The sequence below is a fragment of the Streptomyces sp. NPDC002276 genome, assembly GCF_053891435.1.
This window is the reverse complement of sequence record NZ_JBSFCQ010000003.1, coordinates 333,616-350,602: the sequence shown is the minus strand read 5'-3', so window position 1 is coordinate 350,602 and position 16,987 is coordinate 333,616. Positions and strand designations below refer to the sequence as shown.

11 protein-coding genes are annotated in these 16,987 nt (G+C 71.8%); 6 read left to right on the top strand and 5 right to left on the bottom strand.

From position 1 onward, the window contains the following. The first annotated feature begins 239 nt into the window (after positions 1-239). The 3 genes from ACWIHT_RS10580 (at position 240) to ACWIHT_RS10570 (ending at position 4,523) form a co-directional block, all read left to right on the top strand. Positions 240-3,125 (top strand): AfsR/SARP family transcriptional regulator, encoded by a 2,886-nt coding sequence (locus tag ACWIHT_RS10580; RefSeq protein ID WP_456166550.1) that lies wholly within the window; start codon positions 240-242, stop codon positions 3,123-3,125. Between the two features lie 96 nt (positions 3,126-3,221). After that, a complete protein-coding gene (locus ACWIHT_RS10575; protein WP_456166548.1) occupies positions 3,222-3,764 on the top strand; it encodes a sigma-70 family RNA polymerase sigma factor in 543 nt (180 codons plus the stop codon). Positions 3,765-3,875: 111 nt separating this feature from the next. Next, positions 3,876-4,523, top strand: coding sequence for a hypothetical protein (locus ACWIHT_RS10570; RefSeq protein WP_456166546.1), 648 nt, complete (start codon positions 3,876-3,878; stop codon positions 4,521-4,523). A gap of 142 nt (positions 4,524-4,665) precedes the next feature. Here ACWIHT_RS10570 and ACWIHT_RS10565 read toward each other — a convergent pair whose 3' ends face one another. Together ACWIHT_RS10565 and ACWIHT_RS10560 are read right to left on the bottom strand one after the other, a co-directional pair. Next, the gene (locus tag ACWIHT_RS10565) at positions 4,666-5,307 is read right to left on the bottom strand and encodes a hypothetical protein (protein ID WP_456166544.1); all 642 of its coding nucleotides are present in this window, start codon (positions 5,305-5,307) and stop codon (positions 4,666-4,668) included. Positions 5,308-5,389: 82 nt separating this feature from the next. Continuing rightward, complete coding sequence (locus tag ACWIHT_RS10560; RefSeq protein WP_456166542.1) at positions 5,390-6,406, bottom strand: thaumatin family protein; 1,017 nt, start codon at positions 6,404-6,406, stop codon at positions 5,390-5,392. A gap of 203 nt (positions 6,407-6,609) precedes the next feature. On the opposite strand from ACWIHT_RS10560, the gene ACWIHT_RS10555 reads away from it, so the two are divergent. Continuing rightward, positions 6,610-8,472, top strand: a complete 1,863-nt coding sequence (locus tag ACWIHT_RS10555; protein WP_456166540.1) for a sigma-70 family RNA polymerase sigma factor — start codon at positions 6,610-6,612, stop codon at positions 8,470-8,472. 33 nt (positions 8,473-8,505) lie between these two features. Here the strand turns inward: ACWIHT_RS10555 and ACWIHT_RS10550 are convergent, their stop codons facing one another. Continuing rightward, positions 8,506-9,507, bottom strand: a complete 1,002-nt coding sequence (locus ACWIHT_RS10550; protein WP_456166538.1) for a thaumatin family protein — start codon at positions 9,505-9,507, stop codon at positions 8,506-8,508. A 314-nt stretch (positions 9,508-9,821) separates the two neighbouring features. On the opposite strand from ACWIHT_RS10550, the gene ACWIHT_RS10545 reads away from it, so the two are divergent. Then, positions 9,822-10,376, top strand: a complete 555-nt coding sequence (locus tag ACWIHT_RS10545; protein WP_456166536.1) for a DUF3455 domain-containing protein — start codon at positions 9,822-9,824, stop codon at positions 10,374-10,376. An 83-nt stretch (positions 10,377-10,459) separates the two neighbouring features. Here the strand turns inward: ACWIHT_RS10545 and ACWIHT_RS10540 are convergent, their stop codons facing one another. Then, positions 10,460-12,538, bottom strand: a complete 2,079-nt coding sequence (locus ACWIHT_RS10540) for an ATP-binding protein (RefSeq protein WP_456166534.1) — start codon at positions 12,536-12,538, stop codon at positions 10,460-10,462. A gap of 253 nt (positions 12,539-12,791) precedes the next feature. Between ACWIHT_RS10540 and ACWIHT_RS10535 the strand changes: the two genes are divergently transcribed. Next, the gene (locus tag ACWIHT_RS10535; protein WP_456166532.1) at positions 12,792-14,051 is read left to right on the top strand and encodes an alpha/beta hydrolase; all 1,260 of its coding nucleotides are present in this window, start codon (positions 12,792-12,794) and stop codon (positions 14,049-14,051) included. Positions 14,052-14,059: 8 nt separating this feature from the next. On the opposite strand, the gene ACWIHT_RS10530 is transcribed toward ACWIHT_RS10535, so the two are convergent. Further along, complete coding sequence (locus ACWIHT_RS10530) at positions 14,060-16,834, bottom strand: AAA family ATPase (protein ID WP_456167107.1); 2,775 nt, start codon at positions 16,832-16,834, stop codon at positions 14,060-14,062. Between the last annotated feature and the right edge of the window lie 153 nt (positions 16,835-16,987).

The window sequence follows — 16,987 nt, the reverse complement described above, 5'->3', positions numbered from 1 at the left end:
CGGGAGAGCCTCTACGAAATCCGCCCATCTGGTGCTCGTCGGCATACGCGTGTGCCGGAGGACCGTCATCCGTGCCAAGGCCTTGCCGACCTGTTCCGCCGTCGTCGCCCGACGACGCCCCGTGCCCGGGCAACCCCTCGCCGTGAAGTTCGTGTGGACTCTATGCTCGTCGCGGCCGAGTGCCCCGAGGACCGGGCGGACCGGCCGCACATGTCGTCACAGTCGGCACAGGGGGTTCGGTGCGTACACGCTTCGCCGTACTCGGACCGGTCAGGGCCTGGCGCGGCGACACGGAACTGGCGCTGGGACCACCCAAGCAGCGTGCCCTGCTCGCGCTGCTGCTGACCGAGGCGGGGCATCCCGTCGCCGTCCACGAGATCGTCGACGCCCTGTGGGGACAGGACCCGCCGGACAGCGCCGTCAACGTCGTCCAGCGGCACGTCGGAGCACTGCGGCGGCTGCTCGAACCCGAACTCCCGGCCGGGGACCGGTCACGGTGGCTGGTGCGCGGCTCGGGCGGCTACCGCCTCGACGTCGGCCCCGACGATCTCGACCTGCTGCGCTTCCGGGCCCTGCGGCAGCGGGCCGCGCGGGACGGTCAACCGCCCACCGCCACCGGGCTGTTGATCGAGGCACTGGCCCTCTGGCGGGGTCCGGCCGCCTCCGGGATCGCGCCCGAGGTGCGGTCCCACCCGGCCTTCGCCGCCCTCGACGGCGAACACCTGGCCGCCGTCAAGGAGGCCGCCGAACTCGCCCTGGAAGCCGGACCGGGCCTGGGCGCACGGGTGTTGGTGACGCTCCGGCAGGCCGCGGCCCAACACCCGCTGGACGAAGGGCTACAGGCCAGACTGATCCTGGTGCTCGCGGCAACCGGCCATCAGGCGGAGGCCCTTGACGTCCACCGGGCCGTACGCACCCGGCTCGCCGACGAGTTGGGCGTACAGCCGGGCCCCGAACTTCAGGCAGCCCTGCAACGGGTCCTCGGGCGCACCCGCACCCCGGGTCCCGTCACGACCGCCCGAGGAACGCGGTCGGCCGAACCCGGCGAGGACGCGGAAGAGGAGTCGGAGCCGGACGCCGTCGCCACGATCCGCCCCGCCCAACTCCCCGTGGATCTGCCCGCCTTCACCGGTCGGCGCAGTGAACTCGCCCATGTCAGGGAGCTGTTGCCCGGGTCCGACGCGTCGACGCCGACCGTGGTGATCAGCGCCATCGGCGGCATGGCCGGCGTCGGCAAGACGACCCTGGCGGTGCACTGGGCGCACAGCGTCGCCGACCGCTTCCCCGATGGGCAGCTCTACGTCAATCTGCGCGGCTTCCACCCCAGCGGCTCCATCATGAGCGCGGCCGAGGCCATCCGATCGTTCCTCGACGCGTTCGGCGTCTCCGGGCAGCGCATCCCCGCCGGGCTCGACGCACAGGCCGCGCTGTACCGCAGCCTCCTCGCCGACCGGCGCGTCCTCATCGTGCTGGACAACGCCCGGGACACCGAGCACGTCCGCCCCCTGCTGCCCGGCGCCCCCGGCTGCCTGGTCGTCGTCACCAGCCGCAGCCAGCTCTACGGCCTGGTCGCGGGCGAGGGCGCGCACTCGCTGACGCTGGACGTGCTCACCGAGGAGGAGACACGGGAGTTCCTGTCCCGTCGGCTCGGTGCCGAACGCGTCGCGGCCGAACCCGACGCCGTCGCGGAGATCATCACCCTGTGCGGCCGCCTCCCCCTGGCGCTGGCCGTCGTCAGCGCCCGCGCGGTCGTGAACCCGGCCTTCCCGCTCGCCTCCATCGCCGCCGAACTCTCCGACAGCGAGGACAGTCTCGACGCGTTCGCCGGAGAGGCGCCCGCCGCCGACGCCCGCAGCGCGTTCTCCTGGTCGTACCAACTCCTCAGCCCCGCCGCCGCCCGGGTGTTCCGGCTGTTCGCCCTGCACCCGGGACCCGACTGCTCGCTCGCCGCCGTCGCGAGCCTCGCCGGACAGCGGGTCGGCCAAGTCCGGCCGGTCATGGCCGAGTTGGCCCGGGCCCATCTCATCTCCGAGCCCCTGCCGGGCCGTTACGGCTGCCACGAACTGCTGCGCGCCTACGCCGCCGAACTGGCCCGGGCCCACGACACCGCACAGGACCTGGACACGGCCCGGCGCCGGATGCTCGACCACTATCTGCACAGCGCGCACGCGGCCGACAGCCTGCTGATGCCCAGCCGCGACCGCGTCCAACTCCGGCCCCACACAACCGGGGTGACCGTCCCGAAGCTGCCCGACCGGGCGGCGGCCGTCGACTGGCTGGCGGCCAACCGCTCCGCCGTGCTCGCCGCGATCAAGGAGGACGCCCGGCACGGCGGCGGCGAGCACAGCTGGCAACTCGCCTCGGTCCTGGAGCTGTACCTGGACCGGAACGGCCGCTGGCCCGAGCAACTCGACGCGCAGACAACGGCAGTCGAGACGGCCCAGCGCCTGGGCGACATCCGCGGCCAGGCGTTCGCCCACCTCGCGCTCGGGTTCGTCAGCGGCCGCCTCGACCGGCCGGACGAGGCCGACGCCCATCTGGCGCGCGCCCTGGAGCTGTTCGCCGAGACCGGCGACCGGCCGGGCCGGAGCAAGACTTTCCGCAGGCTCGCCTTCCTGGCCAACGGGCGCGGACGGCACGAAGCGGCCCTCGACCACTACGCCGAGGCGAGCGCCCTGTGCCGTGCGGTCGGGCGGCGCAACGACGAGGGCGGCATCGCCAACGAGATCGGCTGGACGTACATCCTGATGGGCAAGTACGAGGACGCCCTGACCGAATGCGAAGCGGCGATCGCGATCCACCGGGAGACGGGCGACCGCAACGGCGAGGCCGCCGCCCTGGACAGCCTCGGTTACGCCTACCACCATCTGCGCGACCACGACCGGGCGCTCGACCGCTACGAGCAGGCGCTGAGCCTGTACCGGGAGACCCGGGACCGCTATCTGGAGGCCGACACCCTGGTGCACATCGGCGACACCCACCGCGCCGCCCACCAGGACACGCGGGCCGCGCTCGCCTGGCGCGAGGCACTCCGCATCCTCGACGAGATCGGCCACCCGGAAGCCGAGCAGATCCGCCACCGGCTCGGCGACCGCACCGAACCGGAACAGCCGCCTCGACAGTAAAACGTCAGCGTCCCGAAAGCGGACCCTGCCTACGCTCCCCGCTCCGCTCCACCCGGAGCCGGAAGCGCGTACGGCATTCCCCTTCAGGACTGGAAAATGACCCCCACGACTTCCGCGGACCTCCCCACCACCGCGCACCGCAACCAACTGCTGCGCACGATGATGTCCGAGCACGCGAAGGCACTGCTCGCCTACGCCGACAAGCTGCTGAACGACCGTCACATGGCGGAGGACATCGTCCAGGAAACCCTCATCCGTGCCTGGCCGCACGCGGAACGCCTCTACAGCACCCAGGGATCGGTACGCGGCTGGCTCCTCACCGTGACCCGCAACCTCGTCGTCGACCGGATGCGCAGCGCCGTCGCCCGCCACGAGACCGTCGGCGCCGAGGACAAGGACGTGCCCCTGCCCGACCACACCGGCGCCGTACTGGCCTCCGTGGTCGCCACCGGCCTGCTGCGGCGGCTGTCACACGAGCACCGGGAGGTCCTGCTGCACACCTATCTGTGCGGCCGGACCGTCCAGGAGACCGCGCGCGTCCTCGGCATACCCGCGGGCACCGTCAAGTCCCGACGCCACTACGCCCTCAACATCCTGCGCGCCGAGGCCGGCGAGAACGGTCGACGCGAAGTCGCCTGAACCTTGCGGAACTTGACGAGTACGGGGGAGACGAACTCGGTTGAACCCTTTATGACACCGACCCGTGTACCTGGCGACCACACGCCACAGGCAGCGCACCGGGGGATCGCAATGGCACGTCGGCACTCCGCACCCGAGGAGCAGGCGGTCTCGTACGAGGAGGCCCTCGCCCTGCACACCCGGGGCGGGCCGATGCGCCCGCTGGTCGCCGTGGGCGGTGACGTCCCCACCTCGCTCGGCCCCGACCTGACGGACGTACCGGCCTTCGTGATCGCCGGACCGCCGCGCACCGGACGCAGCACCGCCCTGCTCGTCGCGGCGGAGTCACTGCTGGCAACGGGCTCCGGCCTCGTCGTCCTCGCGCCCCGGCGCTCGCCGCTGCGCCGACTGCGCGGACGGCCCGGCGTGGCCGCCCTCATCACCGACGCCGCGGTGACGGTCGACGAGTTCCGGCAGATCCTGGGCAGCGTGCCCGAGGAGCACGGCGTGATCGTCGTGGACGACGCCGAACTGTTCATGGGCGCCGAGATCGACTCCGACCTCGCCCGGCTCGCCCGCGACGGCTCCGGAACCGGCTGGGGCGTCCTCGCGGCCGGCAACACGGAGTCCCTGACGTCGGGTCGGGCGGGCTGGATGGGCCAGGTGAAGCGCAACCGCACCGGCATGCTGCTCTCCCCGCAGCCGGGCCGGGGCCTGCTGCGCCTGGGCGACGGCACGCTGCGGCCGGTCCAGGTTCCGCTGCTGGAGGCGGAACTCTAGAAGCGGGAGGTGCACCCCCGAGTCCCCCCTTCGGGGTGCACCTCCTCCCCGCCCGCAGCCCAGGACCTGCGCGGCGGGACAGCGAAGGGCGGCCGGACCGAAGTGGTCCGGCCGCCCTTCGGCCTGCCGTACGGCACGTAACTCAGGCGGCGACCCCCTCGGCACCGTCGGGGGAGACCTGGACACCGTCGTCCGTCACGAAGCGGAACGTGCACGTGATGGCGTCGAAGAGGTCGTACACCTCGTGCTTCAGCGGCAGGTTGGGGCTGGCGAGGGTCACCACGAGGAAGTCCTCCGTGCTGCCCGGCACCGGCATCATCGTGTGCATCGTCAGCAGCTTGACGTCGACGTCCCCGGTCAGCCGGGTCACCTCGGTGCCGGTGACCCGGCTGACCGTGCCGACGTGGGGCACCTTCGCCGACGTGATGACCCGGTCCTTGGGCGCCACCCCGTTCGCCGAGGAGACACCGAGCCGCGCGGACAGCACGGGGAGGGTGAGCTCCTCGCCCGTGGGCGTGCTGACGGCGAAGACCATGCCGTAGGCCATGAAGAGGCCCTCGGTGTACATCGTCGCCGTGCCCGCGGCCAGCAGCGCCCCGTGGCCGTGGGCCGACCTCGTCACCTCCCGCCCCTGCCGGAACATGTCCTCGATGCGGGCCTTCTCGAAGGGGTCGTCGGTCGAGGCCAGGGCCTGAGCCCGAGTCCTGGCCAGTTCCTCGCCGCTCAGGTCGACCGGCTCCCAGGAGTCCGGGATGTCCAGCAGAAAGCGCCGTGCGGTGTTCATCGGTCAGCTTCCACCTTTTCCGCTGTCCAACGTGTGGTGTCCGCCCTGAACACGAGGTCGGAGCCCCGAAACGTTCACCGGCCTACGTCCCGGTCGTCCCGAAGGTGATCCGGTAGTAACAGGCCCCCTTGCACGGCATCGTCGCCCCGTCGTCGAAGGCGTACGAATACGCGTAGGGGGCCGCCCGCTTGAAGACCTGGGTGTAGTCGACCGGCCACTTCGACGGGACGCAGTTCTCGCGGCCCGCCCAGGCGCCGCGACAGCAGTACGTGTCCCCGCCGAAGGCCGCGCAGGGCGGCTCGCAGCCGACGACCTGCCCGCCCGACACCGCCCGCATCGCGGTGGGGCAGTTCACGTCCGAGGTGCAGACGCCCTTGTAGCAGCCGCCGGAGCTGACCGGGTCGACGGTCGTGGTGTGCGAGATGTTGATCCACATCGGCAGGTTCGAACCGTCGACCATGCTCACGTCGTAGAAGTCCATCCCCGCGTACGCGTCGAACGTGAACTCACCCAGTGTGGTGGGCGGGTTGGCGCCCTCGCACACGCTGGTGCAGTCGCCGGTCGCACAGTGACCGGCGGCCGTCGAGGTGCACCCTGTCCGACCCCAGATCCGGCCGCCCCAGTTGTTCGCCACGGTCACCGACAGGCTCTGGCCCGGGGCGAGTTCGCGGCCCTTCGGATAGATGGCGGTGTTGGTGACGATCGCCCAGACCGTCTTCGGGGTGCGGTTGACGACCGTGATCAGGCGCTTGCCCGCGGGTGCGGTGGAGGCGTGAGGCGTCGTTTCGGCCGCCTTGGCGGTGGGCTTGCTCGTGCTCTTCTTCGAGACGGTGGCCTTGGGAGAGGGGGAGGGCGAGGCGCTGTGACTCGGGGGAGGTGACGGCGACGGCGAGAGCGAAGAATCGCGGGAAGCGGCCGGGCGCGCGGCCGTGTCCTGGTGGGCCGTCGTGCGCGTGCCGCCCGTTCCGGACGACGGCGTCCACACGCTGTAGGCGATCAGCACGGTGGCGGCCGTGGCGACGGCGGCTGCCGCCGCGTACCACCAGCGTCGGCCGTCCCGCCGTGGGCTCGTACTGTGTCTTCTGCGTCCTCGTGCCATCGTCCTCGGGCCTTCCTGATGCTCTTCGGATGCGGTGCAGGCGCGGTCCAGATGAGGTCCTGCCTATCGGTGACCTGTTCGACGACGTCTCGACAACATAAATTCGGACCCGACCGGCTGATTTCTGTAGTCCTTGCGTGCGTCGGCGGTCTCCGAAGCAGAGAGATGCCACGGCCGGACCACACGCGGAGGAACGAACCCAGATGCGCAAGAAGCCCAGGAGTGGCCCCGACGCGGGCGTGGTGACGGCCGCGTGCGCGGGCGACCGGCAGGCCCTGGATCACCTGCTGACGCAGTGCCTGCCGCTGGTCTACAACATCGTCGGCCGGGCCCTGAACGGTCACGCCGACGTCGATGACGTCGTACAGGAGACGCTGTTGCGCATGGTGCGGGGGCTGCCGAAGCTGCGGGATCCCTCCGCGTTCCGGTCCTGGCTGGTCGCCATCACGATCAGACAGGTACGGGACCGTGAGCAGGCGCGGGCCGCGGACCGCGACCGCAGGGCGCATCTGGAGGACGCGGAGGCGATCACCGACCCCGCCCTCGACTTCGCCGGACTCACCATCCTGCGGCTGGGGTTGACCGAACAGCGCCGTGAGGTCGTCGAGGCCACCCGCTGGCTCGATCCGGACGATCAGGAACTGCTGTCCCTGTGGTGGCTGGAGGAGACCGGCGAACTCGAACGGGCCGATCTGGCCGGTGCGTTGGGCCTCTCCGACCGGCACGCCTCCGTCCGCGTGCAGCGCATGAAGAAGCAGATGGAGGTCTCGCGAGTCGTGGTGCGCGCGCTGGTGGCCGCGCCGCGCTGCGCGGAACTGGACGAGACTGCCTCGACGTGGGACGGCACGCCAAGTGCCTTGTGGCGCAAGCGGTTTGCCCGGCACATCCGCGGCTGCGGGGTGTGCCAGGGGCTGGACGAGGGTCTCCTCCCGATGGACCGGCTGCTCAGCGGGCTGCCGCTGCTGGCCGTACCGGACCATTTCGACGTGTCCCGACTGCTGGACGCGGCCCCAACTCCCGCTTCCTCGGGGCACGGTGGAACACACCGGCGACTTGGGAGCCGCTCCGCCCGTATCGGCGGCAAGCAGCTCGTGGGCGGTTCGGCGGCGGTCGCCGTCGCCGTGGTGGCCGCACTGGTCGCACCCCGGCTGACGGGCGGTTCCTCCCCTACGACGGCGGTGGCGTCGCCGTCGCCCAGTCCCGTGCTCAGTGTCACGCCGAGCCCCACGCCCTCGGCGACTCCCAGCAAGTCCCCTTCCCCTTCACCGAAGGCCAAGCCGAAGCCCTCGCCCTCGAAGCACACGCCCGCCGCTCCCGTGCACATAGCCTCCGGCGCCAAGAAGGGCGTCGGGGTCTGGTCGTTCGGCGGGGTGAGCCAGGCGCTCGCCGCGAGCGGGGCGAGCTGGTACTACACCTGGAACACCCAGCACTCCGGCGTCACGACACCCTCCTCGGGCTCCTTCGTGCCCATGATCTGGGGCGCGAAGTCCTTCACCGACTCCTCGCTCGCCCAGGCCCGGTCGTACGGCCCGTATCTGCTGGGGTTCAACGAACCGGACATGGCGCAGCAGTCGAACATGACGGTCGAGCAGGCGCTGGCGCTGTGGCCCAAGCTCATGGCGGCGGGCAAGATCCTGGGCAGTCCCGCGGTCGCCTACGGCGGGGACACGGCGGGCGGCTGGCTGGACCGCTTCATGTCCGGGGCCAAGGCGAAGGGCTACCGCGTCGACTTCATCACCCTGCACTGGTACGGCGGCGACTTCCGCACCCCGCAGGCCGTGCAGCAGCTGACGTCCTACCTGGCGGCCGTGTACGCGCGCTACCACAAGCCGATCTGGCTCACCGAGTACGCGCTGATCGACTTCTCCCAGGGCACCCGCTTCCCGTCCGCGCAGCAGCAGGCGGACTTCGTCACCGCGTCCACCAAGGCGCTCGACGGCCTGTCCTACGTGCAGCGCTACGCGTGGTTCGGGCTGGGCGCGGACCCGTCGAAGCCGAGCAGCGGGCTCTTCACGAACGGCACGACGACGACCCCGGCGGGCCGGGCCTTCCAGTCCGCGGACTGACCGGCCCGGCCGTTAGTACGGTCACGGTCACGGTCAGGGGCTCACTCCCCAGGTGATGCGGTACCCGCACTCTCCCGAGCAGGTGAGGACGCTGGTCGCGTCGTCGTTGACGTAGGAGTAGGCGAAGGGCTCGGCCTTCTTGAACACGGCGGCCGAGTCGACCGGCCACGACGAGGGAACGCACTGGGGGCGGGCCGCGTAGGCGCCCGTGCAGCAGGTCCTGTCGGTCTTGAAGACCAGGCAGGCGCTGAGGCACGCGACGACGCGACCGCCCCTGATCCGCTGCAACTTGGCGGGGCAGGTCGCGTTGGCGTCCCGGGTGCACCCGGCGGCGGAGCAGCCGTTCGCGTCGATCCTGTCCTTGGACGAGCCGCCGTAACTGTTGATCCACATCGGCAGGTTGTTGCCCTCGACCAGGCTGACGTCGTAGAAGTCCATGCCGTTCCAGGCGTTGAGGTTGAACTCGGCCAGTGTGGAAGGGAATTCACCCCAGGTCGAACCGCACTGGAAGTGGCCGCAGTCCCCGGTCGTGCAGTGGCCGTTTCCGGCCGTGTCGAAGGAGCAGCCGGTGCGTGCCCACACCCGGACGTCCCAGTGGTCGGGGACGGCGAAGCTGAGGCTGGCCCCGGGCTTCAGCACCCAACCCGTCGCCTCCACAGGGTGGTTGGGGTCCGCCGCGATCGCGGGCCAGATCGTCCGGTCGAGCCGGTTGACCAGCGTGACGGTCCGCTTGCCGACGGCCTTCGGCGGTACGGCGGTCGTACGGGACGGCGAGGCGGTGACGCGGGGGGACTTGCGCGGGTGGGGAGTGGGAGAGGGCGAGGACGTGGTCCGCGGTGACGGCGTCGTCGTAGGCGAAGTACGGGGAACGGACGGGGAGTCGGCGGTCGCCGTGGCGTGCGTGGACGACGGGTCCGCTACGGTACGGCCTCCCGACGACGGCCCGGTCTGCGCGCGGGCCAGCAGTACGCCGGTCACCACCGCGAGGCAGGTGAGGACCGCGGCGGCGATCATGGCGGCCTGTCTACGAGGCATCTCTCAACACTCCTGTCCGTACCCACGTCTCCGCCGTGCGGCGACGCGGCCGGCGGAGCTTCCGTAGAGGAGACCGGCGGCCGTCGTGCCGGACAACGGAAAACGGGACGGCGATACCTGTTTCGGACGCATGCGCCGTGGGTGAGCAGTGCTGGCCACAAGTCGATCAGAAGTTGGCAACCTGGCCGCGATTGATCCGCCGTACATTGCGTCAGCGGGGCCGAAGATCATCTGATCGGCCCGGAAGTCCGGATACCCGCGACCTTGTCGCAGGAATCGCGACCATGTTCAGAAAGTGCTCTGGAGACTCACCGATGAAGATCGCCAAACGTCTCGTCCTCACCACCGTGGCCCTCACCGCCGTAGCCGGTGCCACGCTCGCCACCGCGACCGTCGGACAGGCCGCCACCCCGAAGCCGCCCGTCCGCCTCGGTGTCACCGTGCCCGACGCGCTGAAGGTCCCCGAAGGCAACAAGCTCACCGGCGTCTTCTCCGCCGCCGGCGTCCAGACCTACACCTGCACCAACAGCGCGTGGACCCTCCTGGAGCCCGCCGCCACCCTGTGGGCCAAGAACGACCGCACGCACCGCTCCGTGGCCCTCCACTCCCGTGGCCCGGTCTGGGTGTCCACCGTGGACGGCAGCGCCGTCAACGGCTCCGCGATCGCCAACTCGCCCAAGACCGGCACCATTCCGGAGCTGCTGCTGAAGGCCACCGCCACACGCGGCACCGGCGTCTTCGGCGGCGTCTCCTACGTCCAGCGCCTGGGCACGGACGGCGGCGTCGCCCCGGCCGGTGCCTGCACGGGCACGGACCAGGTCAGCGTCCAGTACACGGCCACGTACGCGTTCTACAAGCCCGCCGCGTAACACGGCAGTTGGTACGAGGGCGGGGGCAGCGGCTCTCCGGGCGACCGGGGCCGCTGCCCCCGCCTGCGGGCGCGGAAAGCCCCTCAACTCCCTTGCGGCGGCTCCTGTTCGGCCCTGATCCGGCCGTGCACCTCCCAGTCCCACACCGTCTCGCGCACCTCGTCCAGCGCGCGGGCCAGATGTCTGCGATAGGTGCTGAACGCCAGGTTCAGCTTCCGCGCCACCGCCTCCTGCGTCGACGTCGAGTGGTACGTCGCCGTCAGCACCTCGTACAGATGCCGGGTCCGGGGATGGGCGTTCAGCCGCTGTACGGCCTTGCGGATCAGGTCGCGCAGCGCGGTCACCGGGTCGCCCTCGCTGAGGTCCTCCACCAGCCGGCTGCGCAGCAGCGGGTTGTCGGCGAGCCCGCCCGGGTCGAGCCAGCCGCGCAGCGCCTCGCGGACCGCGGCGTCCGACTCCTCCCGACTCAGCGACGTCAGACGGGACTTGGGCTTTCCGGCGGCCACCGCCGGTGCGCCGCCGAGCAGGCGGGCATCGATCCCCTCGGCCCACTCCTCCACCCGCGCCGCCCGCCAGTCGTGGCAGAACAGCCCGTACCCGCGATCGGCGTGGACGGCCTGGCGGGGCGGCTGGAACATGCCCATGTAGGTCATCAGCGGCGCCCAGAACTTCGGTTCGGCACTGACGAAGCAGGACCAGGCGCAGTGCTTGGCGCGCAGCAGCTCGAACACGATCCGCATGCGCACCAGATCCCACGACCGCGAGGGCCGGTGATGGTTCTCCTCGTGCACCATGAACCGGGCCACACCGAGGTGTTCGCCCTGGCGCGGGGGTGTCATCGCCGACACCAGGTCCCAGGCCTCGGCCGTCACGGGGTCGGCCGCCCGGGTCTCGTCGTCCAGCTCGTCGATCCTCAACCAGGCCATGAATCCCAGCAGTTGGCCCGTGGCGCAGTCGCGGTGGACGTGGAACGCCTCGGGCTGGCGCGCCAACCAGTGGGCGACGACACGGGAGTTGTGCTCGCCCTCGACCTTCCGGGTCAGCTCGATCAGCGCCGGGGCGTCCTCCGGCCGCGACGGCTGCTCATGGACGGCCGCCTCGTCCCGGCCGCCCTGGAACTCGCGCAGCCACTGGGCCCTGGAGACGATGTGGTTGAACTCCCGGGCGGCCCGCAGCGCTTCCTTCTCCGGCGCCTCGCGGACCCGCTCCACCAGATGACGGCGCACCCTGCGGTGCATGGCCTTGTAGCGTTCCGGGTCGCGCCAGCGGAAGTCGCTGTCGAGGGCGTCCCGGACCACGTCGTAGGGGCACACCCCGAAGGGTCCCGACTTCATGAACGACAACTGCCGCAGCCAGGCGAAGAGTTCGGTGGCGTCCTCGCCGGGGAGTGCCACCCGCAGCAACTCCTCGGTGGTGTCGCCGACATGGCCGCACACCTCCAGCGCCCGCCGGTGCGCGGACGACGGCGGCCTGCCGACCAGATGCGTCAGCAGCCGGTCGACGACCGTGCGCAGCGGCGCCCAGAAGACCTCGTCCGTCGACGTGTTGTCGTGCGCCGCCGCCTCCGCGGCCAGTCGCAGGGCGAGCGGATGGCCCGCGGCGAACCGGAGCAGCGCCGCGTGCGAGGACGGGTCGACACCCTGAGAGGTGAGCAGGGCCGCCGAGTCCGTGGGCCCCAACTCCCTCAGCGGTACGACCTGGAGCAGCTCGCTCCATCCGAGGTCCGCCTTCCAGAGCGGGTCGGGGGCCAGCCGTCCGGCGACGACGACCAGGGCACCGGCCGGTAACCGGGGGAGGAAGCGGTCGCGTATCCACTCCTCCATGTCCCGGTAGCGCTCGAAGTCGTCGACCAGCAGGACAGCGTTGTCGTGGACGAAGACCTCGGCGGTCGCCGCCTCGAAGGCCGACGGGGAGCGGTCGATCGTACGGGCGTCGACGCTCACGACCGGTCGGCCTGTCGCGCGTGCCTCCGCGGCGAACCGCTGGAGCAGGGCGCTCTTGCCGATGCCGCCGGGTCCGTGCAGCACGACGACCGTCGGGGCGCCCGGCTCCCCGGCCGCCGCGCGGCGGAAGAGGGCCAGTTCGCGCTGCCTGCCGACGAAGTACTGCAACCGGGCGGACGCCAGTCTGTCGGCCAGCACGGCGGAGTCCTCCTTCGCCATGGCGTTCCTTTCCCCGGAGCCGACCTCTTCGGGCCGCTGCGAAACCTACCGGGTCGGGCCGGACGACGGGGCACGGCCGGACCTTACGTAGGTCTTACGGAGACGCCCCCGACCGGGGAGTGGTTCGTCCGTGGAAACGGTAAGAGACCCGCTTCTCTGTCCTATTCGCGCTCGTTGAGGAACGCGAAGGGGTCCGTAGCCCTCCTTCTGTGTGAAGGAACGAGCACAGGCAAGGAACCGGGGACTGAGTGGCATGGGTTTGACCAGCGAGACTACCGTTTATGTGATGGCGGCCGTCGCCGTCGTCTGCGTGGCGCTGCTTGTCTGGCTGTGGCCGCGGCTCGCCAAGCCCGGGGTGCGGCAGGTGCTCGGGCGGCTGACGGCCATCGGAGTGACACAGGTCACGATCATCGCCGCATTCGCGTGCTGGCTGAACTCCTCGTACCAGTTCTTCGGATCGTGGGACGAGCTCTTCGGCAACACCGACACCGCGCCCGTCGGCGTGACCCAGGCGGCCGACCACAACGGCGCCGCGACCGGCGTCTCCGTGAAGGGCGCGCTGGTGCAGCCCGCCTCCGACGAGCAGCTGAACCGGGTCAGCGGACTGCCCACCGGCAATCCCGCGGTCAACGGCAAGGTGGAGTCCGTGAAGGTCATCGGCCGCCGCACCGGCGTCGTCGACCCGGCCTTCGTCTACCTGCCCCCGCAGTACTTCCAGAAGGCGTACGCCCGCCAGCGCTTCCCCGTCGTCGTCGCGCTCAGCGGCTACCCCGGCAGCATCTTCAACCTCGCCCAGTACCTGCGGGTCTCCCAGACCGCCGGACAGTTGCAGAAGAACAACCAGATGCAGCCGACCATCATGGTCATGATCCGGCCCACCATCGCCCCGCCGCGCGACACCGAGTGCGTGAACGTCCCCGGCGGACCGCAGACCGAGACCTTCCTCGCCAAGGACCTCCCGCAGGCCCTCAAGTCCGCCTACCGGGTCGGCCACGACGCCAGCGCCTGGGGAGTCATGGGCTACTCCTCCGGCGGCAGTTGCGCTTTGCAGCTGACGATGCGCAACCCGCACGTCTACACCACGGCCGCCGCGCTCTCGCCCGACTACCGCGTCAAGGACGACCCCACCACCGGCAACCTCTTCGGCAGCGGCCTCGGCCGCGTCAACCGGGTCAACGGACACGACCTGATGTGGCGGCTGAAGCACCTGCCCGCACCCCAGGTCTCCGTCCTGGTCGCCGAGAGCAAGCACGGCGAGCGCGGTTATCCGCAGACCCTCGCCTTCATCAAGGCCGTCAAGGCGCCCATGCGCGTCGTGTCCATCCTTCCCGAGTCGGGCAGCCACAACTTCCCCACCTGGGTACGGGAGATGCCCGCCGCCCTGAAGTGGATGAACCAGCAACTCACCTTCCCCCAGGACGTCGTGCCCCGGCACATCGCCCCGAAGAAGGGCCACAGCACCGTGCGAGCGGAGGGCACCGAGCCGACCCCGACCGCCCGCACCCACAAGTAGCTTCCGCCTCAAGGGCGTTGGCCCCGCCCCAGCGTCCGGGGCAGCTGGCCCCGCCGCTGGATGCCCAACTTCCGGTAGGAACTGGTGAGATGGGTCTCCACCGTGCGGCGGGCCAGGTGCAGCAGATCGGCGATCTCGGTGTTCGTACGGCCGTCCGCCGCCAGTTCAGCGATCCGGCGCTCACTGTTGGTGAGCGACCCCGAACCGGTGCGGGCCGGGGCCGTGCGCCGGGCCCCGCTCTCGCCCAACGCCCCCTCCGCCAGGGCCCGTAGCCGGGTCGCGCCCAGCCGCTCGGCACGCTCCGCGGCCTCCCGAAGACACCCGCGGGCCCGCCGCCGGTCCCCGGCCGCGGTCAGCGCCCGGCCCTGCGCGATCAGCGCCGGGACCAACTCGGTCTCCGTCCCCTCCGGCGCCTCCCGCAACAGCCCCACGGCCTCCTGAGCCAGCTCCAGACCACGCCGTCCACCCGTCGCCGCGGCCAGCACCCGCAGCGAACGGCCCACCGTGCGGGGCGTGTTCCAGACCCGCGCCAGCCGCAGCTCCTCCTCCGCCAGGGCGATCGCCTCCCGGGGACGGCCCAGGTCGATCCGGCACTCGGCGGCGGCCGAACGCCACGGCGTGACGACCGGACTGACCACCTCACGGGCCGACTGCCGCCGCCCGCACTCCAGGAAGTCGTGCAGTGCGCCCGCCGGATCACCGCCCGCCGCGCGCAGCACACCCCGCGCGTACAGGAAACGGTTCAACTCCCAGGAGTCGGGCGCCGATCGGAGGTCGAATCCGTCCGCGAGTCGCAGCGCCCGTGCCTCCTGCCCGGTCGCCAGCAGCGCCAGCAGGATGTGGGCGTGCCCGTTCGACGGCGTGCTCCGCGCCCAGTCCCGCGCCCACGCCTCCGTCAGCAGCCGCCCGTGCTCGCCCCGCGCGGACAGGATGTCGGCCCGTACGTTGGTCAGCGCGTCGTGCATCGGATGCAGCAGGTCGGGACGCTGCCCGACCAGCCCGCGCTCCACCAGCCGCTCCGCCTCCGGGAGTTCGTCGGCCCACTGGGCCACGGCGGCGGCCGTGCCGAGCAGGAACGGCTCGGTCAGCGGGTCGGCGGGCTGGGCCAGCAGACCGCGCAGCCGCCGCATCGCCTCCGCCGCAGAGATCAGCCCGGCCGTCGCCGCATGCCGCACGACCAGCGCCTGACCGGCCGTGCCGACCAGCTCCGGCGAGTCCACCGCGGCATCGCGCAGCCATCGGTACACGTCCTGCCGCACCGACTGGTCCTGCTCGGCCAGCAGCACCGAAGCGGTCTGGAGGGTACGCACCAGCAGCGGACGGTCCGTCAACTCGTCCTCCACCGTGCGCAGTACGTCCACGGCGGCCACGGTCCTGCCCCGGCCGGCCAGCGCCGTGCCCAGGGCGACGGCCGCGCGCATCGTGTCCTGCGGCGCCCCCGACAGCCGTAGCGCCTCGCTCAGCCGGGGGATCCCGGCCGAGGAGGTCCGCGTGTACTCCAGGGAGCCCAGCTCGGTCAGCAGCCGCTGTCTGCGGCCGTCCGGCAACGGCTCCTCCAGGACCCGGCGCAGGAAGGCAACGGCGTCGTCCGCGCGCCCGTCCCGCAGCGCCAGCGAGGCCGCCTCCTGGAGCACGGCAGACGTCCAGGGCGCGCCCACCGGATCGGCGAGCAGCAACTGCCGGGCCACCGTGTCGGGGGAACCGCCGTGCCGCTGCATCGTCTCGGCCGCCGCCGCGTGCGCGGCCCGCCGCCTGGCCGCGGGTACGCCGGTCAGCACGGCGTCGCGCAGGAGTGGATGCGCGTAGCGCGGGCGCCCGTCGGGGTCCGGGCGCAACACCCCGAGCCCGGTCATCGCGGTGAGCCAACCGGCCACCCGCGCCGGATCGGCACCCGCCAACTCGGCGATCAGGGCGGCCAGTTCGTCGACAGGGGCGGGGGCGGTGCGATCGGCGGGCAGGGCCGCGGGAGAGTCCCCGGACCAGCCCTCGTCCAGCGCGGCCAGGATCCGCGCGACCTCCCCGGTGGCCGGGCCCGCGCTGTCCAGCCACCAGGACACGGCCGCCGGATACGCCCCCGGGTACAGCGCGGCGGCCGTCTCCGGCACCTTCGGATGCCGGCCGGCGCCGAGGTCGTCGAGCAGGGCGCGCAGCAACAGGGGGTTCCCGGCCCCGGCCCGGACGCAGTCGTCCACCCAGGGCCCCGGCGCGTCGGCGCGCACCGAACGCACCAGCCCGGCCGCCGACTCGGCGGTCAGCGGGGACAGGGTGTGGGTGCGGACCAGCGCGGGCGACAGGGTGTGGGTCAGCCCCGGTTCGGCCGGCTCGATGTCGTACTGGCTGCGCTCGGTGACCACCAGCAGCATCCTTAATCGGTCCACGTGCCGCGCCGACTCCACCAGCCACCGGTGCGAGGCGGCGTCGGCGAGATGGACGTCGTCCACGGCGATCAGCAGCGGTACCCGGTCGGCGTACGAGCGCAGCACCCGCCCCAGCCGGGCGGCGCTCGCCCGCTCGTCCCCGTCGACCGCGGGATCCGCGAACTCCGGTACCGGACCGAGCAGTTGCTGTACGGCGGCGTACGGGACCGCCTGGTCGCGAGGCGAACAGCGGGCCCGCAGCACCCGCATGCCGTGCGCCGCCGCGTCCTCGGCGGCGGCCTCCAGCACGGTGGTACGGCCCGTCCCGGTGGCCCCGCGCAGCAGCACGAGGCGCCCCGAACCGGCCCGGGCATGCGCGGCCTCCGCCGCCAACAGCCGCGCCGCGTCCCGGTGTTCGCGGGGCATCACGGACTCTCCGGCGTCAGGTGCGGTCCCCGTCATCGCGGCCTCCTCGTATCCGTCGTGGTCCGTCGGTCGTCCGATCTCGTGGTGCTGCTCGTGGTGCTCCACGATTGCGCGCGTCCCACCCGCCCCACGAGGGTGAGGAGTACACGGCCG